At 42.0% G+C, this 26077-nt stretch carries 21 protein-coding genes; 8 read left to right on the top strand and 13 right to left on the bottom strand.

What is annotated here, in order from left to right:
• Window positions 1-28 precede the first annotated feature (28 nt).
• From Q7U33_RS01900 to Q7U33_RS01860, 9 genes are all read right to left on the bottom strand, one after another.
• Entirely contained in the window at window positions 29-1912 is a 1884-nt protein-coding gene (locus Q7U33_RS01900) for an acyltransferase family protein (RefSeq protein ID WP_304857877.1), read from the bottom strand.
• A gap of 97 nt (window positions 1913-2009) precedes the next feature.
• The gene (locus Q7U33_RS01895; protein ID WP_304857876.1) at window positions 2010-2894 is read right to left on the bottom strand and encodes a DUF6625 family protein; all 885 of its coding nucleotides are present in this window, start codon (window positions 2892-2894) and stop codon (window positions 2010-2012) included.
• Window positions 2895-2898: 4 nt separating this feature from the next.
• On the bottom strand, window positions 2899-4002 hold the full coding sequence (locus Q7U33_RS01890; RefSeq protein ID WP_304857874.1) for a glycosyltransferase: 1104 nt from the start codon (window positions 4000-4002) through the stop codon (window positions 2899-2901).
• A 15-nt stretch (window positions 4003-4017) separates the two neighbouring features.
• Window positions 4018-4728, bottom strand: a complete 711-nt coding sequence (locus Q7U33_RS01885; protein WP_304857873.1) for a toluene tolerance protein — start codon at window positions 4726-4728, stop codon at window positions 4018-4020.
• Window positions 4725-5384, bottom strand: coding sequence for an HAD family hydrolase (locus Q7U33_RS01880; protein ID WP_304857872.1), 660 nt, complete (start codon window positions 5382-5384; stop codon window positions 4725-4727). The genes Q7U33_RS01885 and Q7U33_RS01880 overlap by 4 nt, the downstream gene beginning before the upstream one ends.
• 121 nt (window positions 5385-5505) lie before the next feature.
• Window positions 5506-6132: a bifunctional 4-hydroxy-2-oxoglutarate aldolase/2-dehydro-3-deoxy-phosphogluconate aldolase gene (eda, locus tag Q7U33_RS01875; RefSeq protein WP_304857870.1), complete on the bottom strand. Its 627-nt coding sequence runs from the start codon at window positions 6130-6132 to the stop codon at window positions 5506-5508.
• Window positions 6133-6354: 222 nt separating this feature from the next.
• Window positions 6355-8169: a phosphogluconate dehydratase gene (gene edd, locus Q7U33_RS01870; RefSeq protein ID WP_304857868.1), complete on the bottom strand. Its 1815-nt coding sequence runs from the start codon at window positions 8167-8169 to the stop codon at window positions 6355-6357.
• 183 nt (window positions 8170-8352) lie between these two features.
• Entirely contained in the window at window positions 8353-10071 is a 1719-nt protein-coding gene (locus Q7U33_RS01865) for a carbamoyltransferase (protein ID WP_304857866.1), read from the bottom strand.
• 22 nt (window positions 10072-10093) lie between these two features.
• On the bottom strand, window positions 10094-11560 hold the full coding sequence (locus Q7U33_RS01860) for a lipopolysaccharide kinase InaA family protein (protein WP_304857865.1): 1467 nt from the start codon (window positions 11558-11560) through the stop codon (window positions 10094-10096).
• Between the two features lie 233 nt (window positions 11561-11793).
• Here Q7U33_RS01860 and cptA point away from each other — a divergent pair, with 233 nt between their 5' ends.
• A complete protein-coding gene (cptA, locus tag Q7U33_RS01855; RefSeq protein WP_304857864.1) occupies window positions 11794-13473 on the top strand; it encodes a phosphoethanolamine transferase CptA in 1680 nt (559 codons plus the stop codon).
• A gap of 39 nt (window positions 13474-13512) precedes the next feature.
• Here the strand turns inward: cptA and Q7U33_RS01850 are convergent, their stop codons facing one another.
• Entirely contained in the window at window positions 13513-14292 is a 780-nt protein-coding gene (locus Q7U33_RS01850; RefSeq protein WP_304857862.1) for a lipopolysaccharide kinase InaA family protein, read from the bottom strand.
• 156 nt (window positions 14293-14448) lie between these two features.
• Here Q7U33_RS01850 and Q7U33_RS01845 point away from each other — a divergent pair, with 156 nt between their 5' ends.
• Window positions 14449-15318, top strand: coding sequence for a lysophospholipid acyltransferase family protein (locus Q7U33_RS01845; protein WP_304857861.1), 870 nt, complete (start codon window positions 14449-14451; stop codon window positions 15316-15318).
• 143 nt (window positions 15319-15461) lie between these two features.
• On the opposite strand, the gene rfaP is transcribed toward Q7U33_RS01845, so the two are convergent.
• Together rfaP and Q7U33_RS01835 are read right to left on the bottom strand one after the other, a co-directional pair.
• Entirely contained in the window at window positions 15462-16295 is an 834-nt protein-coding gene (gene rfaP, locus Q7U33_RS01840; RefSeq protein WP_304857859.1) for a lipopolysaccharide core heptose(I) kinase RfaP, read from the bottom strand.
• On the bottom strand, window positions 16288-17442 hold the full coding sequence (locus tag Q7U33_RS01835; RefSeq protein ID WP_304857858.1) for a glycosyltransferase family 4 protein: 1155 nt from the start codon (window positions 17440-17442) through the stop codon (window positions 16288-16290). The genes rfaP and Q7U33_RS01835 overlap by 8 nt, the downstream gene beginning before the upstream one ends.
• 41 nt (window positions 17443-17483) lie before the next feature.
• Here Q7U33_RS01835 and waaC point away from each other — a divergent pair, with 41 nt between their 5' ends.
• The 5 genes from waaC (at window position 17484) to dnaJ (ending at window position 23438) form a co-directional block, all read left to right on the top strand.
• Window positions 17484-18503 (top strand): lipopolysaccharide heptosyltransferase I, encoded by a 1020-nt coding sequence (gene waaC / locus Q7U33_RS01830; protein WP_304857856.1) that lies wholly within the window; start codon window positions 17484-17486, stop codon window positions 18501-18503.
• Window positions 18500-19480, top strand: coding sequence for a UDP-glucose 4-epimerase GalE (galE, locus tag Q7U33_RS01825; RefSeq protein ID WP_304857854.1), 981 nt, complete (start codon window positions 18500-18502; stop codon window positions 19478-19480). The genes waaC and galE overlap by 4 nt, the downstream gene beginning before the upstream one ends.
• Window positions 19481-19621: 141 nt before the next feature.
• Window positions 19622-20134, top strand: coding sequence for a nucleotide exchange factor GrpE (gene grpE, locus Q7U33_RS01820; RefSeq protein ID WP_304857852.1), 513 nt, complete (start codon window positions 19622-19624; stop codon window positions 20132-20134).
• A 149-nt stretch (window positions 20135-20283) separates the two neighbouring features.
• The gene (gene dnaK / locus Q7U33_RS01815) at window positions 20284-22206 is read left to right on the top strand and encodes a molecular chaperone DnaK (protein WP_304857850.1); all 1923 of its coding nucleotides are present in this window, start codon (window positions 20284-20286) and stop codon (window positions 22204-22206) included.
• Window positions 22207-22307: 101 nt separating this feature from the next.
• The gene (gene dnaJ, locus Q7U33_RS01810) at window positions 22308-23438 is read left to right on the top strand and encodes a molecular chaperone DnaJ (protein WP_304857849.1); all 1131 of its coding nucleotides are present in this window, start codon (window positions 22308-22310) and stop codon (window positions 23436-23438) included.
• 98 nt (window positions 23439-23536) lie between these two features.
• Here the strand turns inward: dnaJ and ybaL are convergent, their stop codons facing one another.
• Window positions 23537-25228, bottom strand: coding sequence for a YbaL family putative K(+) efflux transporter (ybaL, locus tag Q7U33_RS01805; RefSeq protein WP_304857848.1), 1692 nt, complete (start codon window positions 25226-25228; stop codon window positions 23537-23539).
• Window positions 25229-25394: 166 nt separating this feature from the next.
• Between ybaL and creB the strand changes: the two genes are divergently transcribed.
• A complete protein-coding gene (gene creB / locus Q7U33_RS01800; RefSeq protein WP_304857846.1) occupies window positions 25395-26075 on the top strand; it encodes a two-component system response regulator CreB in 681 nt (226 codons plus the stop codon).
• Window positions 26076-26077 lie beyond the last annotated feature (2 nt).

The following is a 26077-nucleotide window of genomic DNA, read 5'->3' as shown; positions in this document are numbered from 1 at the left end:
AATAATAGATCTTATTTTCAATTAGGAGCTACTGTTTACTAAATATGTAGTCAGCCAAAATATCAGCACCTTCTTCAGTCAAATGACCGTAATCAAAAGCTGTTAATGCAAACCTATTGTCTACACGTCCTACTGCAAGACATTGATCTAACTGGCACATCCTAGCAAAAGGTGATATGTAACTTACATTATGCTGATCAGAGACTACTTTAATTTTTTCTTCTAGTTGATAAAGTTTATTATACAAAGGCATTTTCAGATATGTTTCCTTATCTAGTGAAACGTGCTTACGCAGGGCAACATCAGGCAAGGTTGGCTTCCATTGAGGAACAAGTCCTATTATATATACTTTAGATTCTGGAGATACCGATTGTATAAAATTTAAAGTCTGCCCCAATCCTATTAGAATCTTTTCGTCCGTATAACCATCCCAAACGGCATGTAAAAATATTTTTCCTGGTTTTTTATTTTTAACAAACTGACTTACTAATTTATTTGCAGCAACACACTTCTTATTTGTTTTAGATACATCATAGTCATCGTTTAACACTGGCGGGCACCCAGCGGCTGTTAGCTGTGTCAATTGGTCTGTTTTTTTTCTAAGGCCTGAATATAGCGCTGCTGCATGTGAGTCACCCCATAACAGTATCGTTTGACGCTGATCTCCATTTGCAAAACACTCAGGTACGTATGATACGTTGTCTGGCTCAAGTCCCAAAAAGCAAGAGCCTCTGCGCCAATCTCCTCCATGATTTCTATAGTCGTTAATTGCTTGCTCATTCTGTGAGAGCCTGCTTAGAAAGCCATTATTGTAGTACCCAACAAGACCAAAACTAATAAATCCTAACGAAACTATCAGCGCGATTGTAAAAATCTGTTTCCTATTAAGAAAGTTTCTATTACGAAAAGGCTGCTCTATATACTTCCAAGTTAAGATAGCTAATATAAGAACGGCGCATATCAATATAAACATTTCGATTAATGAGGGCTCTAAATAACTTTGATGTCTATAAAATGCAAATATGGGCTGGTGCCATAGGTAAGCACTAAAACTTATTAAGCCCACACCTACTATAGGTCTAAATGAGAAAAGTCTGGCTATCAATGTTTTTTCAGTGCCGAACAAAATGATTAACACTGTGCCTAAAATAGGTATCAAGGTATAAAAACTTGGAAATGGAGTTGCCTTGTCAAACCCAAAAATAGCTATTAAAACTAAAATAAACCCCGCAATAGATAATGGATTTTTAAGCTTTCCTGTTTGCATTCCGTATAAGTCTTTATTAACTAACACAGCTGATATTGAGCCAGCCATCAACTCCCAAATCCTTGACTGTAGTAAGTAAAATGCCGCAGCTGGCTTCACTTGCACTTTATACTGCGCATAAAGTAGGCTAATAATGAAAATTGCAGTTAATGCATGAAGTATGTAATTTCTAGCGTAACGCCAAAGTAAAATTAATATTAACGGAAAGAAAACATAATACTGCTCTTCAATACCAAGACTCCAGGTATGTAATAAGGGTTTTAACTCTGTGGCTGCATCAAAATAGCCACTTTGTTTGTAAAAAATAGTGTTGGATAGAAAAATGGAGACATATGCCAGACTTTTACTGAAATACTTCATATCGTACGGACTCAGCACTACCCAGGCAAACGGAACGCAAACTAACATTACAAAGAAAAGCGCTGGCAGTATTCTTCTTACTCTTCTTTCATAGAAATTCGCAATAGAGAAATTACCTGCCTGAATCTCACTAAGAATAATGGTTGTGATTAAAAAGCCACTGATTACAAAAAAAATATCAACCCCAACATATCCTCCACTTACAGCTTTGAGCCCGGCATGGAAAAGAATTACTGAAGTTACTGCTAATGCACGTAAACCATCTATTTCTGAACGATATTTCATAGACTCTTTTAAGTTTGAATGTTATATATTTTATTGAATTACTGATGCAATCTGCATAACTGTTGCTTATATTGATATCGATAAGTAGATAATTGTTCTACTTATTTACAAAACCACTATCGGTTATTAAAAATACGTCAAGGTTTATAATAGTGCTCTGAGTCAACGCTTGATTACTCAAAGTACCCCAGCTTTTTTTCCACACCATAAAGTGAAAGTATGGAAACTGCCTATTACCATCAATATCATTAGTTAATCGGCCTTTTTCCCAAACCCACTCTGTTGGGTTGCGATACGTACCATCTATCCAAGCGATTTTTGCATTTGGTGTGCTGTAGGCCTCAATGAACTCTGCTTTTTTAAGCCAAGGGTCCATCAGCCCAGCAACCCAGCGTACAAATCGTGGTGAATTTTTGTGCCTTAAAAATACTTTACTAAACGCTTTTTCATCAAATGCTTGATGCTGATCACTTGCAATAAGCGCTTGCCATCCCTTTACTTTTTTGAAAGCGGTACGCATCTCTACCGTATTTCTTATCAAACACAAATGTCCTGAAATACGTCTAGCATGGGTTGAAAATAAATCTTTTTTAGCAAGTCGCGCTTGGGTGAAATATGCTCGTAAGTCCCCATAAATAAGATCTATGTCCCCAAAACCCCAGAAGTCATAGTCCTTCAACTCATCCTCATGCAAATAACCCAGTAGTGGTTTAATGTCGCATAGTTTGTAAGGGTTAGAAGGTGAAAATTGGATTGTCAATTTTCTTGAGACAAACTGACAATAGTCAGCATAGCTAATTTCAATCACTTTCACATTGGATGGTAAATGCTCAGGCATGCCGCAATCTGTATAAAATACCCAATTGATATCGGCGTTGAACCTGCAAGTTTCCCAATAGTAAGGCATCCAAACTGGCCACTTACCAAAATATGGGATGATGATACAAATGCTATTTAGTTTTATTTGTTCGTGATTGCTCATGGCATTACTTACGCTTTACAAAATCGCTTACAAACGACAAAGCCCAAAAATTTGCGCGTACTGCCTCGTCAGAAAAGCGATGATGTAGCGCTTGTATAATTTCTGCTTGGTTAACATTGGTTCTATTTTCGTAAGTCTCTACTAGAGATTTAGCCAAAGCACCATCATCACCTAGGGGGTACAGCCGCCCTACATCTTGCACTACTTCTTTTCCGCCACCACAATCACTACAAATAATTGGCAAGCCAGCCGCCATTGCCTCTAGCAACACCATACCAAATGGTTCATGATCTGATGTTAAGGCAAATACATCAAAAGCCTTAAAGTATTGCTTTCCCTCTGGCACATTGCCTGTAAAAACAACAGATGCAGTGATGCCTAAGTCTTGCGCCAACTGTTTTAAATCTTTTTCCAGTGGCCCCTTGCCCATCACCACCAGTAAACTTCCAACGGCTAATTGGGGTAGTGCTTTTTGAAAGCCACGCAACAGCGTTGCCTGATCTTTATCATGATGCAGTCTGCCCACATTACCAACCACCCAAGCATGCTCTGGTAACCCTAAAAACTGTTTAGCCTCTTGCTTAGGTAAAAATGCCGATTGCGTTGCGGCCACATCAATTCGGTTGTATAAAGTCTCTATTTGATGATGTGGCCATTGAGGCAACTGCGCTCTTATTTCATCTCTCACTGAGTCAGATACGCCTAGTAACAGAAGACGTTTTTTGAACAAACTCACCATCACACGACGTGAGAATCTTCCAAAATCACCATAGTTATGGCGAACACTCACCACTGGCAAGTTGGTTGCTAATAGCGCCACATAAGTAGGCTTAGCGCGATGGGCAATACAAAACAAAAAGGGTTTAGTTTTTACTATCTGCTTGATTTGTTTAATCGCACCTAACTTTAAACCTCTTACCTGCTTACTTTGATAGCCCAGAAAAATCACTTCATCTGATGCACTACCCTTCACAACCGAATCATCTGGTTCGCCTGTGAGATAAACCGTGATTACCTTAATACCAGTACCTTGAAAAAGTTGTGCGTATTGTCTGGCACAATCTAAAAACGGAGGATAATAACAATGGCAGATTTGAAGAACGTACAAAATTCCTGCTCCTAACTAAATGTCACTCAAAGGCCTAAAACTCACTGCCTTATTTAAAGCGTTTCGCAATTTACTTTTAGATACTTCGTTTAATTGAGCGTTAGATAAATAGCCTTCTTTAAAACTTTCCCAACTTGATTCACCTAGCTTAATGATGTCATCAGGATAGCGCGTTAAGTGCTTAAAGTTTCTTGCTCTGGTATTACCAAATAATGGCCAAGCATAAATGCTCATATCAGAGATATCTATCAAGCCATATTCACCTTCTGGGGTAATGACAATATTGCCCATATGTAAGGATCGAAAGTGAATGCCCAGTTGATGCAACTTTGCCACATAGCCACCTAAAGCAAACGCCATTTCCTGATTAAGTAAATTGCCCTCTAATAATTTTTTCAGTGTGAATCCCACCAAAGGTGAATACAAAACTGCGGTATTGGTTGAATGCTCAAAATGATAAAGTTGCTTAATTTGAACGGTATTGATACCTAAAGCCTGCAATCTTTCTGCATTACGTGCGAACTTGCGTGCGTTTGAGTAAATACTTGCGCCGCTAACTCTACGTCTTAATCTGAATATTTTTAAAATATCGCCTGAGTTTAATTTAATGACCTTATAGCCACGCTCATCTTGCTCTAACACTTCGCCACCAGAAATCATCTGGTCAAATGTATCGTGTGTGAGCAACAAACTTGGGCGTATCCACTTATTAAGGCTAGCAATCATAGTAGTTCCATCAGATTTTTAGCGACATTGATTTGATTTTTTTTACAATAATCCTGCCAATCAGCTACCTCAGTCCAATCGCTTAGAAATACAAAATCCAAACCTGCACGTGTTGCTGCCTCAAAGTCATATTTACTATCCCCAATAAACAAGGCTGGGGACTGCAAGTGGCCGTTTTCTTTTTCACGTGCTAATACCGTATCTTTGTTATCTGGGCTTCCAAACAAGCCACCATCAAAGTACTTTGCTAAATCCCGCTTAGCAAACAAAGTACGAATCTCTTGCTGATCTCCACCAGATAGTATCATCCACTTAGCTTGTGGTGTGGCTTGTCGCAATGCATCTAGACCCTCGGCTATTTCACATTCCATCAACACGACTGCAAGCTCGCGTGCAAATTCATCTAATAAAATTTGAATGGCTTCTTGAGTGACAGGTTGATGTGTAATTTCACGTAGGTAATAATCAAACTTATGATAGCGAGAAATACCCCCTAACCTCACGTGATAATCAACCAAAGCTTGCGCCTGTTCATCGGTAGCGCCTAAGTGCTTAGCTGTACGAAAATATGCTTCAGTCTTAACCACGTTAGAGTCCAGCACAACGCCATCACAATCAAACACGATAGTTTTATATTTTTTGATATCTATCTGCAAACTTTATCCAAACTTTGAATCTCAATAAAAAAGGGCTTTGCACTAATGTTTAGTACAAAGCCCGATGATAGCTTTCTGATATAACGTTTAGTGACCTTAGTCACTATTTCAGGGCGTTCACCTAAGCCGCTTTAATCGCACTCGCCTCTTTAGCTAACTTAGTAATGTGTGCCCAATCTTTACGTGCCACAGCATCAGCTGGTGTTAACCATGTACCACCGCAAACTACCACGTTAGGCAACGCTAAAAACTGTGGTGCGCTCTCAACAGTCACGCCACCAGTTGGGCAGAATTTCACATCACCAAATGGACCTGAAAAGCCTTTTAACAAATTAATACCACCCACTGCCACTGCTGGGAATAGTTTTAAAAAGTAGTAATCATCCGCATTAGCCATCATGATTTCTGAGCCCGTAGAAACGCCTGGCAACAATGGCAAGCCGATTTTACGTGCATATTGACCTAGTTCGCTAGTGTAACCAGGACTTACCGCAAACTGACAACCAGCATCTTTAGACGCTTGTGCATCTTTAAGATTACGCACTGTACCTGATCCTAAAATTGCATCTGGCACATGCTTAGCAATTTCTTCCATACCTGCTAAAGCGCATGAAGTGCGTAATGTGACTTCTAACACTTTAATGCCACCTTCAAGCAATGCTTCTGCCATTGGCACAGCATCTTCTACTCTGTTAATCACAATCACTGGAATCACTGGACCGTGATTAGCTAAATCTAATGTACTCATTTTTTCTACCTATGATGTTAATTTATTTTTTACTGGATTCTCACCACCCTTCGACAAGCTCAGGGAACGACGGGAATGCTAGTTTAATATTTTGGTTAGTTTTATTTTGGCCAAATGGCTATTTAAACTTTGATAATCAGCTGAGAACTAGGCACATGAGCGCAGACAGTACGAACAGTACGGCAAGCGAAATGTAACAACGTTATCGGCTGATTTGCAAAGTTACAACCAAGTGACTGCGCCTTCTTCGGCTGATAGTACGTTCTTACGCATACCTCCAAACAACTCACGACCAAAGCCATGTGCATTGCTATGGCGCTTGCTATCAGAAAGCTCAGCAACTTCACGCTCTGCCCACTCATCTTCATCGACAAGCACGTTTACCATGCCTACAGTCGCATTGAGGCGAATAATATCGCCATCACGCACTTTAGCTAATGGACCACCCGCTGAGGCTTCTGGGCTTAAATGGATAGCTGCTGGAATCTTGCCTGATGCCCCACTCATACGGCCATCGGTCACAATTGCCACTTTAAATCCTTTGTTTTGCAACACAGCCATTGGTGGTGTTAACTTGTGTAACTCTGGCATACCGTTGGCTTTAGGTCCTTGGAAACGCACCACTGCAACAAAGTCTTTTTCGAGCTCACCACGGTCAAACGCGGCTAATAACTCTTCCTGTGCATCAAATACAATCGCTGGTGCTTCAATGATGTGACGATCTTCAGGCACTGCTGAGATTTTAATCACGCTACGACCCAAATTACCTTTAAGTAAGCGCAAGCCACCTGACTCACTGAATGGGAATGCCGCTGTGCGCACGATCGTTTCATCACTGCTTTCTTTTGGCAAATCTTTCCAAACTACTTTATTTTCTTCTTTAACTGGCAATTTACCGTACTCACGTAAACCACCGTGCGCAACGGTTAACACGTCAGGGAACATGTAACCAGCCTCAATCAATTCACGAATCACAAATGCTGGACCGCCTGCAGACTGAAATTCATTCACGTCTGCTCTACCATTAGGATAAACACTCGCTAATAGTGGCGTTGTTTTAGCTAAATGGTAGAAGTCAGTCCAATCAATAATAATGCCTGCTGCGCGCGCAATTGCGACCCAGTGAATCAAATGATTAGTAGAACCGCCAGTAGCCAGCAAAGCCACCATTGCGTTCACAATCACATGCTCATCTACCATGCGGCCAATCGGCGTGAAGTTTTTACTCTTGATGTTATTTAACACCATTTTCACAGATTCACGCGTGAGCAACTCGCGCAATCCTTCGTGAGGGTGTACAAATGCAGCACCAGGCACATGCAAGCCCATGGCTTCCATCAACATTTGGTTGCTATTAGCAGTGCCGTAGAACGTACAGGTACCAGCACCATGATAGGCCGCCGACTCTGAGGCAAGCAACTCTTCACGACCAACTTTACCTTGCGCATACTGCTCACGTACTTTAGATTTAGTAGTGTTATCAATACCAGTGCTCATTGGACCTGCTGGCACAAATACACAAGGCAAATGCCCAAACTGCAACGCACCAATCAAAAGACCTGGCACGATTTTATCGCAGATACCTAATAACAATGCAGCGTCGAACACATCATGTGAAAGTGCAATCGCAGTACCCATCGCAATCGTATCGCGGCTAAATAGCGACAACTCCATGCCTGGCTCGCCTTGGGTAATGCCATCACACATCGCTGGTACGCCACCAGCCACTTGAACAGTCGCACCGTATTTATGTGCTTCATCGCGAATAATATCAGGATAGTTAACATAAGGCTGATGTGCCGAAAGCATCTCGTTATAGGCGGTAACAATACCGATATTAGGTGCTTTTTCTACCACCACACGCAACTTATCATTAGCGGGCATTGCAGCAAAAGCATGGGCTACGTTGGCACAACCTAGACGGTCTGCGCCACGTGGTCGATTAACAATATCATCTAAACGGTTCAAATAGGCCGTGCGCGTTGGGCGGCTTTTCTCAATAATACGTTCAGTAACTTCTATATGGGACTGTTTCATAATTTTAGATACTCTACTCAGATAACTGACTTAACTAGCGGAACTTAATAATAAAAATGACTTACTAAGTAAAGATAAACATCAACCCCGATTATCGCTAAACTAAGGCATATCGTCAAACAAAAGCCGCTTATTAGCGGCTTTTGTTTGACATCAATCTAGACCTTCTTAATTTACATCAAATCATTTTTTAGTCACTAAAACATCTTCCATCATCAAATACTCTAGGTCGCAACCATAAAACATATTCAACGCATCGGTCGGCGAACAAATCATAGGCTCACCACGACGATTTAACGAGGTATTCAGCACGACTGGTACACCACGTAACTTTTCAAGATGCTCAATCAGTTCATAGTAACGCGGGTTAGTTTCTCGCGTGACCACCTGTGCTCGCGCAGTACCATCTTCATGCACGACTTCTGGAATGCGTGGCTTCCAATGTTCGGCTACATCAAACGTAAACGTCATGTAAGGTGCTGGGTGCTCAGTTTGCAAAATATCAGGTGCAACACGGTCAAGCATGCTCGGGCAGAACGGACGCCAGCGCTCACGATATTTAATTTGCGCATTAATACGATCTGCCACCCCAGGATAACTTGGGTCGCCTAAAATACTACGGCAACCAAGTGAGCGCGGACCAAACTCCATACGGCCTTGCAACCATGCAAGAGGGTTGCCGCTCGCTAACAGTTCAGCACCTTTTTGCGCTGCATTTTCAACGCGTGTAAAAATTGGCTTCTGCGGATGTGCCTCACATGCCGCGATACATTCTTCTGATGTAAAAGCTGGCCCTAAGTAGGCATGTTCCATTTTTTGAATTGAATCGCCCGCCAAGTGCGCCGCATAAGTTGCCGCGCCCAATGAAGTTCCATTGTCCCCTGATGCAGGCTGTACGAACAACTCTTTCACATGAGGCATGGCAATAATACGTTGGTTCAATTTCACATTAAGCGCTACACCCCCCGCCATCGCAATGCGGCCAGTTTCTTTGATAATATCACCGAGGTAATAATCAATCATTTTCAGCGCCACATCTTCTAGCAATGCCTGTACAGAAGCTGCATAGTGAATATAAGGATCATCAATTTCATCGCCGTGGCGCTTAGGGCCTAGCCATTCAATTAATTCAGGTGTGAAATAATAACCTTTACCATTTTCTTTATAGCGACGTAAGCCAACCACGTTTACCAGCTCAGTATTAATGCGTAAATCACCGTTTTCAAACGTCACTAACTTAGATAAATCATATTTGCTTGCATCACCATACGGCGCCATGCCCATGACTTTAAACTCACCATCTAGCATCTCAAAACCAAGATACTCGGTGATTGCGCCATACATGCCACCTAACGAGTCAGGATCGTAAAACTCTTTGATTTTATGAATTTTTCCGTTTTCACCATAGCCAAAGAATGTGGTCGCGTACTCACCTTTACCATCAATACCAACAATCGCTGTTTTTTCTTTAAATCCGCTCAAATGGTAAGCACTTGAAGCATGCGCCAAGTGATGCTCAACAGGCACGAACTTAGCGTTAGTTAAGCCTAAGTCAGCCATTAATTTTAAAGATTTATCGCGATTACGACGGAAACGGCGATTGCCATTAAAAATCGCATCTAGCGCACGGTCTGGTGCATACCAGTGACGTTTAGCGTAATGCCAACGCGCACTCGTACTTAATGGAATTTCAGCATAAGGAAAAGCGACAATATCAACCTGCTCTGGTTTGATGCCAGCTTGCTTCATACAAAATTTTGCAGCTTCATACGGAAATTTGTTTTTCGCATGCTTATCGCGAATAAAACGCTCTTCTTCCGCCGCTGCAATAATTTTACCGTCGACCAAAATAGCCGCTGAAGCGTCGTGTCCTAATGCACCAGATAAACCTAAAACTATCATGTAAACATCTCAAAAACTATCATTAATAATGAGACAGACCCGCTAATCGCAAAGGAAGAGGATCTGCATAAACAGCAAAAAATTCTTTAATAAACGCATTATACAGGCTAGGCTCATCTTGCCAATTTTTCATGAAGCGTTTTAAATCCTGAATATGTGCTTTCAATGCAAATCTATCCCAGTCGTGCTGGCGCATACTGTCAAGATCAATCAACCACGGCAAGCCATCAAGCAACTTAATATTGGTCGCTTTCGTATCGCCATGAGATATTTTAAGCAAATACAGGCGATAAAATAAAATCACAATATTGTGGATCGCATGGGCACGTGTAACTTGCTCTTGCTGCCGTTCAAAAAACATTTCAGCATCAGGGGCTTCTAGATATTCGCTGATAAAATAAGCTTTGCCTCTTAAGCCAAAATAACGTTGCTCAATTAGCGCAATGGGCTTAGGCGCGGCAATACCTAGCAACGTTAAGCGATGTGCGTTCGCCCAAGAAGCCGCAGCACGTGTTTGGCGCAATGCCCGTGCGACACCATGCCAAAAGCTTTTGATATTGTAGCGTTTAATGACTAATGGCACATTTTCCACATTAGCCAGCGCAACAGTACAAGTATTGCCACTTTTTAAGCGTGCTTGTGTATCAATCAAATCATCTAACTTTTCAGCGGTCATTGTTGAGTGATTAAAAAGAAATTGCGTTGATATTGCATGAAAATGACGCGAAGTTCGCTCAACATCCACATCTGTGCACTTTCTAAAAACCTTGACATTTGCATAGTGATTAGTCGTTTGTTTACGCTTGTGATTAATCAATCGCAACATATGCGGATGGCTTGGCAGCCTATGCCTCGCGCTTCCCGCATAAACTTGAAGCAGATTAGGTAACCAAGCTTGCATATCTAATACGTCAAATTTAGATAACAAAGTAGCAACATTATCCAACGCTTTTTTTCTTGATAATGCAGGGTAATGACGTATGCCATCACCATCCAACGTGTAAATAAGCTCACCACTGACCAAAAAGTTTTTTAGGTACAAATCTGTTTGCAATAGATTGGCACGATGATGCCCAGCAAGTTCCCGCATCAATTGAACAGCCAAATCAAAGCGCTGATTTGATGCCGATGACTGCCAAATCACCTCAGCATTTTCAGATGGTTTAATTTCTGCAAATACTAAGATTGCGGCATTTATCTCTTTTAACCGATCTGCGATAAGTAACGGGGGTGTTTGAATATTATGTTGAATTAACTGCTCAACGCCTCGCTTATCTCGCTCGCAATAATAATGTGCTTTTTTACCCACAAATATCTTGGCATACACATCCTGCCCATTCCATACCGCACGGCATACAATTCTTTTATTTGGCACGATGCGAACAAGTGACTTAATCTCAAGCTCAGTACCATTTAACAAAGCGACTCGGGCAGACTCAATACCAAAAGTGCGTAATATTTCCTGTTGCGTCACAAATGAATGTTCCATGAATATTTTTTAGTTTTAGGGGTTTGGGGCAAGGGAAATGCTGTCAATAGTGAAGTCCGATAAAAGCCACCTTGTCATTAAGCACATCTCAACAGCTAGCTGAATGCTAAAAGTGTAATTATGCGCCAATTAAAATAATCTCACCACAACCTGCTTTTCAACACCTACCGTTCAACATCTAATAGGTGTGATATGATTTTGCGCTTGATATCATCCATATAGCAAACAATCATATGTTGAAAAGAATGGCACTGAACAATAATAACTTAATGGCAGCATTAAACAATTATCTCTTTTTCTTTTACTTCTCAGGTATTACTCACTTTTTATTACAAGTCACTGATACAACAATTTTTGTTGGCTTGAGGCAAGCAATCTATATCAGCTTACTATGGTTAATTCCATTGATGCTTTTTCCAAAAAAGACCAAGTCAATTTCAGGGTTGATTGGCGTTATTTTATGGATTAGCTCTTTGCTCAGCCTTGGTTATTTCTGCATATATGGACAAGAGTTTTCCCAAAGCGTCTTATTTATCATGTTTGAGTCAAATACTGCGGAGTCTTCTGAATACGTTGCTCAATATTTCAAGTGGTGGATGATTTTAGTGTTTGTAGCACATTCATTTGTCGCATTTACACTTTGGCGTCGCGTTCGTCCAATCGAGTTATCTCAGAAGCACGCACTCATTTTCAGTGGCATCATACTTGCACTCACAATCGCAATTCCTACTTTCAAGGATTACTTCATCAAAGGTAAATCTTGGGAAGATACTGTTGATAAATTACAGATACGTTTAGAGCCTGCTGAACCATGGCAATTGGTTATGGGCTACCTGCAATATCGTGAGCAACTCGACAACATGCAATCATTACTCGCTCAAAACAGCAAACTACCTCCGATTAAAAATCTTAAAGACAAGTATGCAGGCTTACCTGCCACCTTAGTATTGGTTTTAGGTGAGTCCACAAATCGTGAACATATGAGTTTGTATGGTTACAGCAGACCAACCACTCCAAAATTAGACAAAATTAAAGATCAACTTTCCGTTTTTAATAATGTCATTTCAGCCAGACCATATACGATAGAGGCTTTAGAACAAGTGCTGACATTTGCTGACCAAGAGCACACTGATCTTGTACTCAAAAAACCATCATTAATGAACGTGATGCAACAGGCAGGCTACAAAACTTACTGGATTACTAACCAGCAAACGATTACCAAACGCAACACCATGCTGACAACGTTCTCTAAACAGATGGATGTGCAACGTTACATGAACAATAGCCGCGCACAAAATTCACGAGAATACGACGAAAATGTGTTTGAACCGTTTCAAAATGCGCTCAATGATGAAGCGCCACGCAAATTCATTATTATCCATCTACTGGGAACGCATATGAAATACAACTATCGCTATCCACCAGAGTATGAAGTATTCAACGACCGCTCAGGCCTTGCTGATGTATTTGATAACCATCAGGTAGAAGTGATTAACACTTACGACAATGCAGTGTTATATAACGATCACGTTATCTCCAGCCTCATTGATCAATTGGAAGTAAAAAATAATCGTAGTTTAATGGTCTATCTCTCAGATCATGGTGAAGATGTGTACGACACGCCACCACATCAAATGCTTGGTCGCAATGAAGGCAAGCCTAGTTTAGCTATGTATGCAGTGCCTTTTATGATGTGGCAATCTCCAGAATGGAAAAACGGCACTAATATGGACTTGAATAGTATGACTAATCGACCATATAGCACCAGTCACTTCATTCACACTTGGGCTGACTTAGCTGGCTTAAGTTTTGATGAGTTTGATGCAACAAAAAGCGTAATAAACCCAGCATTTACTGAAAGGCCGTTATGGGTTGGCAGTTCAAACAACAAAAAGTTTTTTTACCAACCTTAAGCCTACGTTTTGAAGCTAAATGTACGATATTAAAGCAAGTTAGCGCTGACTGCGTTTAACGATACATCGACAAACCCATTGATAAAAAACGCTCATTCGCTTTAATGGTGAGTTTGTCATCCCAAAGTAATGCATAAAAAAGGCTAGCTTTTGCGTTTTACGCACACCTTCCACGTGTCGGTTCAGCGCGGCAAGGTCAAAGAAAGCTCGATAAAAGAGGCAAGGAGAAAATCTGGCTTTTTCTAGGTCTATCAGAGCAATACTCGCGTTTTGGTGCGCATCTTTCACAAAAATATGTTTTGGGTATAAGGCACGATGCACCAGACCCAGCTTGTGAAAACGACTAAGCTCAATGGCAAGCTGTTGAATAAAAGTAGATTGTTGCTGACGACTTAATTTGTCGCGCCATGTACTCATAAATGTATCTAAAGGCTGATAGTCATCCAATGCTTCTGTGACTAAAATCGCACGCTGACAGCCACCGACCTCAGACTCTGCATAAAATACCACTTTAGGTGCCGCAAATTGATGTGATGCTAAAAACTGTAAGCGCTCAAACTCTCGCCTAAATGTAGGCTCACCTTTGACAGGGTGTAATAAAGTACGCCGTCCATGATTTTGCTGTTTTTTAACAAACACGTTAAGACTAGCTAAACCTTCTTGCTTCAATTCTAGTCGCCCTACACCACTCCATCCGCCTCGTCGCTGGTTAGGTTCTTCAAACCAGTCAATCTCGTGTTCCCACAAAGCCTCAAAATTATCTAGCTGATAACTTGCCAACAAAACTTGGTGATGTGGTGCAATCAATATTTTTTTCATTATCTAGTTTATCTATCTATAAATACGGGCAATGAATACGAGAAACTTTAAACCTACTAGACTTTCACTTAGCACATCGATTATATCAGGGATCACTTATCTCAAGTTTTGTGCCGCTGTTTAGCAATCATAGCGGCCTATGCTATGATTCTAGCCATGTTGAAATTACTACTTAAGCCATTTTCATTTCTGTCATTACCAAGCATTCATCACCTAGGCACCATCTTGGGATGTTTACTATTTTGGCTGATGCCAGAATCTAAAAAACGTATTCGCGACCACTTATTACAGAGCAAACTGGTCGAAGATGATGCAAATCTCATCCACACCATCAAACGCAACATGCAGGAAAATACAAAAGCACTGCTTGAGAGCTTTGCATTATGGCAAAAAAAAGAGCACGAAGTACTAGATTGGGTAAAAGAATGTAAGGGGTGGCCTGAGGTAGAAGCGGCACTTGCAAAAAACAAAGGCATCATTTTTTTAACACCGCATTTAGGGTGTTTTGAAATATGCTCACTTTATTATGGTAAACATCACCCTGTTACCGTGTTATTTCGTCCGCCAAAACAAGCATGGCTGGAATCATTCATTAATGATGGCAGAAGTAAAGGTCATGTAAAACTAGCACCAGCCAATTTACATGGCGTACGCTCACTGATGCAGGCATTAAAGAAAGGTGAGGCTATCGGCATTTTACCCGACCAAATCCCAGCATCTGGTGAAGGTGAGTGGGCGGATTTTTTTGGGAAACCAGCTTACACCATGACCCTTGCTAGTAAACTAGCCAATAAAACTGGGGCTGCCATTATCATGGCATTTGGCGAAAGACTCGAAAACGGTGAGGGCTATATCGTGCATTTTAACCAACTGCCCGATGATTCAATTGCTACGCCCACCTTGCTTAATCAAGTCATTGAGGCGCAGGTGAAACAAAAACCAGAGCAATACTTATGGCAGTATCCACGTTACAAAGTAAGAAGACATTCTGTTAAAAATGAAACGGCCAGTACAGATAGCGATTAAATCAAAGTGACGATGATCTTGGGCGGCTCACCATATTGTCCATTTCAATTCACTGAGGCTGTGTTGGCAACGTTAACTTAATGACAATCACACCAAAGTAAAGACAGCCACTTAAAAAGTAAAAACCATCATTTAAAAGTTGCTTACTCCACCAATCGCTTTTCATTAGCGAGTCTTTTTTGAAATTTATCGCTATGGAATTTGGCATATAGTTTTTGGGCGCGGGTTTCAACCTGCCGCCAAAAATGCGGCGAAGTACAAATACTAAAGCCCTGCCCATAGTAACGCTTAAATCGCAGATAATCACGTGGTGACAACCCTACATCCATACTTGAAAAATAAAGTGCGGCCATATCTTTCATTGAGTGTTTTTGTGAAGCACTACGATGCATCAACACACGATGCAAATCGATTAAATAAAGTTTAATTTCTTCATTTTTGAGTAATTCAGCATCTAAACAAAGGTGGCAAAGATAGAAATCACGATGATTAACGCCACGCTCATGAAGCTTACGTGCCAGTTTTGCCACTTCAATAATTAAGCGACGTTTGAACTTAATAGTGGGCGGATTACTCGCCCAAGTTAAGCATAAGTCCTCTAAAGAAACAATGTCACCTAAATCATCAGTGAGTATAAAGGATTGCTCTGTCGCAGGATTACAACCACTTACACCATAGGCAGCCAAAGGTGTGGTTGCAATCCCGATCTCGTTAAGCTTTTGAATTGCGTTTACTTCGGTCATTGCGCCTAATATGGGCTTTTTAAAGCTCAGCAGATTTTTGATAATCTCTGCCCAACCTACACCAAAATGTTGCTTAATAAAGTAACTTTTACCGCCTAGCATGAGCTGCATGGTCTTACGCCCACGAACATCACGAAACACCTTACCTGACAGATTCATCATGGCTGAGAATGCATCGTGCCCCACAAGGTGTGGCTTAATTTCATTGGACACTACCAGTGTTTTTTTAGTCATGAACGTTTGTTTTCTGCAATGCAAGCTCAATCAAAATTGCCGCCTCAGCACTGCCGTCATTGGCTTGCATAATCTCTTTGGCATATTGCAATCCATTGACAGACCATTGTTGCTTTTGTGCTGATTGGCGCATTTCTAAAAACTGCTGATTAAATTTCTCCTGGTTAAATGGCATTGCATGCACAATGCCAGCATGAGCATCTGCCACGTGGTTCGCATAACCACAGCTTGCAGTGACTAATATCGGGGCGCCACAAGCTAACGCTTCTAAAATCACCAAACCAGTGTTTTCGCGGTATGCTGGATGCACACACACATCAGCACCTTGCATTAACTGTGGAATATCTGGTCGCCCTTTTGAGATCACCACATTGTTTTGTAAACCTAGGCTTTTTGCCATCTTGTTGAAAGTATTAGGATTATCCTGACCCACTGCAACTAAGCGTGTATTGCTGCGTAAGTGCTCGGGCAAAGCGGCTAGCGCTAAAATCGCTCGATCCAGCCCCTTCATTGCGAAACCTGACCCTGTCAGCAGATAAACAAAATCATCAGCGCCAAACCCAAAAGACTCGCGCAGATACGTACGCATCACTTGCTTGTCTTGCAATACAAACCGCTCTGGCGATAAAAATGGGGGAATATAGTGATACCGTGCATCTTGAATGCCATACCATTTTTGAAAATGCGGTTTCTCAGTGAGTGACACTGCTAACACTTCTGTTTTTTGATCGTGCGAAAATATTGCGCGCTCACATGCCGCAAACCATTGATAGCGTGGCAACAATCTATAAAAAAAACTGCGTTGCTGATGTGCACGCTCAATAAAACAAGGGTCCGCTGCAAAATGTGCGTCCAGACCCGCCATGCGGTTGTAGCCAAAAATATAATCAAACTTGCCAGCCTTGATTAACTTAAAAGCCGCATCAATAAATTTTTGATAGCGTTGGTAATTAAACAAACCTGTTTGCGGTAACACATGCACCTTGATTGCTGATGGCGTGGTTACCTCTGGCAACTCACCGTCCCAACGCATGGTGAATATTTCCACCTCGTGACCACGCTTCACAAGCTCATTTGCGGTACGCAACATATCGCGCTGCATACCGCCGTACGGAAAGTACTTAAAAATCAAGAATGAAAATTTCAATATGTACTCTTGCTGGTCAAAAAATATAATTGTATGCGAAAATGCTAGATATGCCGCAGATACTGCTCGTCAAAACATCATCCATGGGTGATGTCATTCACAACCTCCCCATCATCGCCGATATTCGTGCGCATTACCCAGACGCGCACTTTGACTGGATGGTGGAAGAGAGCTTTGCAGAAATACCTCGCTTACACCCACAAGTCCGCAACACTATCCCTGTTGCTGTTAGACGTTGGCGTAAATCACTGTTACATCGTAACACTTGGCATGAAATTGCTGAACTAAAAAAACGCCTTAGTCCTACGACTTATGATTTGATTATTGATACGCAAGGTCTGCTCAAAAGTGCGCTACTAGCCCAATTTTCCCACGGCGACATTCATGGTATGGATTACCACTCTGCACGCGAGCCAATTGCCAGCTTCTTTTACAAGCAAAAACATCACGTAGCCAAGCAACAACATGCAGTCTCACGTAACAGAGCACTAGCTGCGCTTGCACTACACTACCCTATCCCAACATCAGCGCCTGATTATGGTTTAGCCGCCACCTCATTACAGTCACTTCCATTAGCGCTACCAGCGCACTATGTTGTTGGGCTACACGGCACAAGTCGAGATTCAAAACTTTGGCCAATTTCTCACTGGGTCGCGCTAGCCAAACACCTTAAAGAAGCAGGCTTGTCATTGGTACTACCATGGTCAAACCCCGCTGAAGAACAACGTGCGAAATCAATCGCTGAACAAGCCAGCAATGCATTGGTATTACCTAAATTAAAACTCACGCCACTGGCTACGATTTTGGCACATGCACAATTTAACATTGGTGTTGACACAGGCTTAATGCACCTTTCAACCGCGTTAGATAAACCAAGCATTGCCATTTACACAGATACCAACCCCGAATACACGGGGGTGATGGGCGGTGGCAACAATGCAGCGATTAATATTGGCGGTAAAGCGCAAACACCAAGTGCAGAAGACGTATTTGATTTAGCACGCAAATTTATCAGCAAGGACTTTATCAACAAGGACTATATTAACAAGGACACGCCGTGAAAAATGCGACATTTTTAGTGATTGGTGGCGCGGGTTATATTGGCTCGCATCTTGTCAAAGCGCTTATTGAGCAGCATCACCGTGTGATTATTGTCGATAATTTATCAGCAGGTAAAGCAACCGCAGTCCTTGGTGGCGAGTTAATCGTTCATGACTTTGAAGACCGTGCATTTTTAGACCAACTATTTCAACAACATCAATTTTCGGGTGTTTTCCACTTCGCATCGCAAATCGTGGTGAGCGAATCAGTCAAAGATCCAGGGAAATATTATCGCGCCAACACGGCAGCAACACTCACCTTACTAGAAGCATTGCGCGATCATCAAGTGGGGCCTTTGGTGTTTTCCTCTACCGCCGCAGTGTATGGTGAACCTTTATATACGCCGATTAATGAACAACACCCAACCAATGCGGTTAATCCATACGGACGCAGTAAACTGATGGTAGAGCAGATGCTTGCCGATTTTGCGAGCGCACATCAGCAAAAATACATTGCCCTACGCTACTTCAACGCAGCAGGTGCAGACCCGCAAGCGCGCATCGGCGAACAGCATGACCCTGAAACACATTTGATTCCACTTGTATTACAAGCCATTACAGGTAAACGCCCACCACTGCAACTATTTGGGCAAGATTACGACACACCAGATGGCACTTGTATCCGCGATTATATTCATGTGGAGGACTTAGCAAGTGCGCATATATTAGCCATGAACTATCTCAACAACGGTGGCGAATCTGGCGTTTTTAACCTAGGCAATGGCTTGGGCTATAGCGTCAATGAGGTCGTCCAGACCGCAAGCAAAGTCACTGGGGAAGAAGTCCCACGCACGTATGCCCCAAGAAGAGCTGGCGACCCTGCGCGCTTAGTCGCTGACGCTACACTCGCAAAAAATACTTTTGGTTGGCAACCTCAATACAGCGATTTAGCCGAAATCATTCAACATGCATGGGCTTGGGAATTAGCAAAAAACTAATTCGCACTTAAAATTGATGCTATTTTTAAATAGTTCAACTTTTAGCTATTGAAAAATTAAAACCCCGCCCCATCTCCAAATAATCGTTATATTTAAACCACTACACATTTAAACCACTAGGTTTGAAAAAAGAGGACTGTTATGCAGCAAGATCAAGAGAACCAACAACCTGAGCAAGAAATCAGCACAGAGATGCCAGAAACCACTTCACCAGAAACAAAAATTGCTGAACTAGAAGCGGCACTGGAAGAAGCCAAGGCAAGTGTGTTATATGTAAAAGCTGAAGGTGAAAATATTCGCCGTCGCGCAGTAGATGATATTGATAAAGCACGTAAATTTGCTTTAGAAAAATTCTCTGGCGAATTGTTGGCAGTTAAAGATAGCTTAGATGCTGCTATATCCATTGAAGCCACCGAAGTACAAAGCTATAAAGATGGTGTTGAACTTACCGCGAAACAATTATCTAGCGTATTTGAAAAATTCAATATTGCTGAGATAAACCCAGTAGGCGAAAAGTTTGACCCTAACAAACATCAAGCGATTTCAATGTTAGAAAACAGTGGTGAACCTAACACCGTAACTAGCGTACTGCAAAAAGGCTACACATTGAATGACCGCGTATTACGCCCTGCATTAGTGATGGTGGCGAAATAATTATTTTTTTAAATATACCGTTTGAATTTAGAAAAACACTTGAATTTAAAAAAACAATCACCATCTAGCAATCAAGGTTATGAATTAAACCACTTTTAGACAACCATCTTAAAAGTGGTTAAACAAATTAAAAGTAAAAGGATATAAACATGGGAAAAATTATTGGTATTGACTTAGGTACAACGAACTCTTGCGTAGCAGTCATGGAAGGCGGCAAGCCACGCGTGATTGAAAATGCAGAGGGCGCACGTACAACACCATCTATCATTGCATATCAAGAAGATGGCGAAATTTTAGCGGGCGCTCCTGCAAAACGCCAAGCGGTAACTAACCCAAAAAATACACTTTACGCGGTAAAGCGTTTGATTGGTCGCCGTTTTGAGGAAAAAGAAGTACAAAAAGACATCGGCTTAATGCCTTACACCATTGCTAAAGCTGACAACGGCGATGCATGGGTTGAAGTACGCGGCGCAAAAATGGCACCACCACAAATCTCAGCTGAAGTTTTACGTAAAATGAAGAAAACAGCTGAAGATTACTTAGGTGAAGAAGTGACTGAGGCTGTAATTACAGTACCTGCATACTTTAACGACAGCCAACGCCAAGCCACTAAAGATGCTGGCCGTATCGCTGGTTTAGAAGTTAAACGTATCATTAACGAACCAACTGCTGCTGCATTGGCTTTCGGCTTAGATAAACAAGAAGGCGACCGTAAAATCGCTGTGTACGACTTGGGTGGCGGTACATTCGACGTATCTATCATTGAAATTTCAAGCATTGATGGCGAACATCAATTTGAAGTGCTTTCAACCAATGGTGACACATTCCTAGGTGGTGAAGACTTTGATAACCGCTTAATCGACTTCTTGGCTGATGAGTTCAAAAAAGAAAACGGTTTAGATTTACGTAACGACCTATTAGCAAAACAACGCTTAAAAGAAGCGGCTGAAAAAGCAAAAATTGAATTGTCTGGCGCACAACAAACTGAAGTGAACTTGCCTTACATTACAGCGGATGCAACTGGCCCTAAACACTTAGTGGTGAAAATCACGCGTGCAAAATTAGAGTCATTAGTAGATGACTTGATTGAGCGTACGATGGCACCTTGTAAAACTGCCATTAAAGATGCTGGCGTGTCTATCGACGACATTACCGATGTAATTTTGGTTGGCGGTCAAAGCCGTATGCCTAAAGTGCAAGAAAAAGTAAAAGAGATTTTCGGTAAAGAGCCACGTAAAGACGTGAACCCTGATGAAGCAGTTGCAGTAGGTGCAGCGATTCAAGGTGGTGTGTTACAAGGTGACGTGAAAGACGTGTTGTTGCTAGACGTGACCCCATTGTCATTAGGTATTGAAACACTAGGCGGCGTGATGACTAAACTCATCAAGAAAAATACTACGATTCCAACCAAGGCATCGCAAGTATTCTCTACTGCTGACGACAACCAAAATGCGGTCACGATTCAAGTGTTGCAAGGTGAGCGCGAAATGGCATCTGCTAACAAATCACTTGGTCAATTTAACTTAAGCGACATTCCACCAGCACCACGTGGTATGCCACAAATTGAAGTGACGTTTGATATTGATGCTAATGGTATTTTGCATGTTTCAGCAAAAGACAAAGCCACTGGCAAAGAAAACAAAATCACGATTAAAGCAAACTCTGGTCTTTCTGAAGAAGAAATCAAAAAGATGGAAGAAGATGCTATTAAATATGCAGATGAAGACCGCAAATTACGCGAACTTGTTGATGCACGTAACACAGCAGACGGCATGGTTCACTCAGTGAAAAAATCATTGACTGAACATGGTGATAAGTTAGATGCTGCTGAAAAAGAAGCGATTGAAACTGCAATTAAAGACGTTGAAGAAGCTTTAAAATCAGACGACAAAGCTGAAATCGAAGCAAAAACAGAAGCCTTAACCACCGCATCACAAAAACTAGGTGAAAAAGTTTACGCAGAGCAACAAGCGCAAGCAAACACTGAAAGCGCACAACCAAGCCCAGAAGGTGAAAAAACTGTGGATGGTGATGTAGTGGATGCAGAGTTTGAAGAAGTGAAGAAAGACTAATTTTAGCGCTAGCTTATGGTCGACAGTCGTTAGCGTCAAAAGATGCTAACGACTTTTCCATTTAACAAGCAAGTCCCAACTAACTACTACAGACTAAATTTATGGCAGCTAAAAAAGATTACTACGAAGTCCTAGGTGTAAATAAGGATGCCTCTGAAGAAGAGATTAAAAAGGCTTATCGCAAACTGGCGATGAAGTACCATCCTGACCGCAACCCTGACAACCCTAAAGCAGAAGATCAATTTAAAGAGGCAAAAGAAGCCTACGAAATGCTATCTGACGACCAAAAACGTGCGGCGTATGATCAATACGGCCATGCTGGCGTTGACCAAAGCATGGGTGGTGGCGGAGCTGGCTTTGGTGGTGCTGGCTTCGGCGATGCGTTTGGCGATATTTTCGGCGATATCTTTGGTGGTGGCGCTCGCGGCCAACGCAGCAATGTGTATCGTGGTGCAGATTTACGCTACAACATGGAAATCTCGCTTGAAGACGCAGCTAAAGGCACTGAAACCAAGATTCGTATTCCAGTACAAGCGAAATGCGACCCTTGCGGCGGTACAGGTGCAAAATCGGGTAAATCACCTGTTACCTGCCCTACCTGTGCGGGTCATGGTCAAGTACGTATGCAACAAGGCTTTTTCTCTGTACAACAAACTTGTCCTAATTGCCACGGCACAGGTAAAGTCATTAAAGAAGATGATAAATGTCCTAGCTGCCATGGTGCTGGCCGCGTTAAGCAAAACAAAACACTCTCAGTCAAAATCCCAGCTGGGGTGGATGAAGGCGACAGAATTCGCTTAAGTGGGGAAGGCGAAGCTGGTGTCAACGGTGGCCCAACTGGTGATTTGTATGTGGTGATTCACTTGAAAACACACGAGATTTTCCAACGTGATGGCGGTAATTTACATTGTGAAATGCCAATCAGCTTCAGCACTGCCGCACTTGGTGGTGAAATTGAAGTGCCTACACTAGATGGTTCAGCCAAGATGAAGATCCCAGCTGAAACGCAAACTGGTGGCGTATTCAGATTGCGTGGTAAAGGCATTAAACCGCTACGCTCTAGTGACTACGGTGATTTAATGGTGCATGTAGTGGTGGAAACACCAGTAAAACTAACTACACGCCAAAAAGAGCTGTTACGCGAGTTTGAAGAAAGCACGCAAGCAGATGCTGGCAAGCACAGTCCAAAAAATAAAAGTTGGGTAGATAAAGCCAAAGACTTTTTTGGATAATTTCATCTATGAATTAAGTTAAAGTCTTAACACTCAATTAAGAGGCCTGCATTTGCAGGCCTCTTAATTTGATTCATTTATCGCCACAGTCATCATCGTCACTTAGGTGCAAACTGGCTCACAATGAATTTACACATCCCATTAGCTAACTCCTCTTCCCCATAGAACACAGTACCTAAATTATCTTTGCGCAACAACTCAGACTCAGCTTCATTGTGTGTTCTTAATACAATTCTAATTTCAGGTCGCAATGCTTTGGCTGTATCCACCATTTTACGCACATCAATAGTGTCTGGTGTTGCTACTACCAGCATAGATGCATTGGCGATATGCGCCTGAATCAACACACTAGGTTCTGATGCATTACCAGAAACTGCAGGTATGCCTTTTTTTCTTAATCCTTCAACAAGTTCTCTGTTTTGTTCTGCAACCACAAAAGGAATGTCATGTTCTGTCAGTTCCTGAGCAATTCTGCGCCCGACCCGTCCATAACCCACAAGAACAACCTGCCCTTCTAAATACTTACGCTCAGTGCTCATTGGTAGCTCAGCAAAAGGATCTGATCTTTTTTCCAACTCACTTGCAAGGTCGGACAAGCCAACTAACCACTTTTTAAATGGATTAATCGCGGAAAATAAGAGTGGGTTAATGGCAATTGAAATTAATGCACCAGCCAGAATTAAACTCATCCCATCAATTGGAAGAATGCCAAGAGAGGCACCTAAGCCAGCCAATATAAATGAGAACTCGCCAATTTGCGCAAGACTCGCTGCAACCACCAAGGCCGTGTTAAGCGGGTAGCGGAACGCTAATGTTATCGCCATCGCAGCGATAGACTTACCAACCACAATGACACCCACAACTGCGAGCACACTTAACGGCTTATTAATCAAAATCGACGGCTGGAACAGCATGCCGACTGACACAAAGAACAGTACTGCAAATGCATCTCTGAGGGGAAGTGATTCCTGTGCTGCACGATGGCTAAACTCTGATTCACGCATCACCATGCCAGCAAAGAATGCGCCTAGCGCGAATGAAACACTAAAAAGCACTGCCGCACCATAGGCGATGCCTATCGCAGCGGATATCACTGCGAGTGTAAAAAGCTCGCGTGACCCAGTTTTTGCAACATGCCACAACAACCAAGGTAACAATCGCTTGCCAATTATCAACATAATCATGACGAACGCTACGACCTGTAGCAACGTCATCCCTATCGTTTGCCAAATGGATGTCGATTCAGCTTCTGGTGCCGAGCCACCTAGTAAGCTTGCTAGTGGAGGTAAAAGTACTAGGACTAATACTGTAATTAAATCCTCCACCACCAACCAGCCAACAGTAATCTTGGCATTGATAGTATTTAGCAAGTTTCTAGACTCTAACGCCCTTAACAACACAACAGTACTTGCACAAGACAGTGACAAGCCAAAAACCAAGCCTTCACCCATCGTCCAGCCCCATAGGCTAGAGACATACATACCCAACAATGTAGCAATCGTCATCTGCACAATTGCACCTGGGATGGCGATACGCTTAACCGACATTAAGTCATCAATTGAGAAATGAAGCCCAACACCAAACATAAGCAACATCACACCAATTTCTGATAACTGAGAAGCAATATGCGCATCTGCAACAAATCCTGGTGTTGCTGGCCCTATCAAGATGCCAGCAACCAGGTACCCTACCAATGCTGACAACTTAAAACGCTCGGCAATAAAACCAAAAACTAACGCAAGGCCAAACCCAGCTGCAATAGTAGTGATAAGTGTTACGTTATGTTCCATAAGTTTTTACATCTTTACATTACTAACAATGAAGTTAGATCTTTGATTAAATGGATTTTTGATTATATTTTAAGAATAAGACAAGTATGCATGGTGCACGCATCGATTCTACCAACAAAAACAATCCAAATCACATAAAGATAAATTTCTCATCTAAAATACGTACATGTTTAATGTGCTAATTATTGAAGACGAGCCTGCCATTGCGGAAACGCTGATTTACGCATTTCACGAAATGGGCATGCAAGCCACGCATAAATCATTGGGTGGCGATGCGCTTATTGAGCTTAATCATCACGCCTATGACTTTGTGTTGTTAGACGTTGGTTTACCCGATATGTCTGGTTTTGATGTTTGTAAAAAAATCCGTGAAACTTCACAAATTCCGCTATTGTTTCTTACCGCGCGCAACCATGAAATTGACCGAATTATTGGTTTAGAAATTGGTGCGGATGATTATGTGACCAAACCATTTAGCCCGCGTGAGGTGGTCACTCGCGTAAAAACAATTTTACGACGGACTGAAAACCGTGCTGACTTGGCTAAACCTGAAAAAAATTCCACACACTTTGTTGTGGATGCATTAGCAAATCGTATTCAATATCACGACAGATTTTTAGAGCTGACGCGTTATGAGTTTTTATTACTCAAAACACTTATTCACCAGCCACAGCGGGTATTTTCTCGCGATCAGTTGATGGATATTGTGTGGGTCAATGCTGAAAATACCTTAGAGCGCACGGTAGATGCGCATATTAAAACCTTGCGCGCAAAGTTGCGTGAGGTAAACGCTGAGTCTGATGTGATTGTCACGCATCGGGGCATGGGTTATAGCTTGCTTAACTAATG

Source organism: Methylotenera sp., from assembly GCF_030653755.1.
In the GTDB taxonomy this organism is placed as follows: Bacteria; Pseudomonadota; Gammaproteobacteria; order Burkholderiales; family Methylophilaceae; genus Methylotenera.
This window is presented reverse-complemented; position numbering and strand designations above follow the sequence as displayed.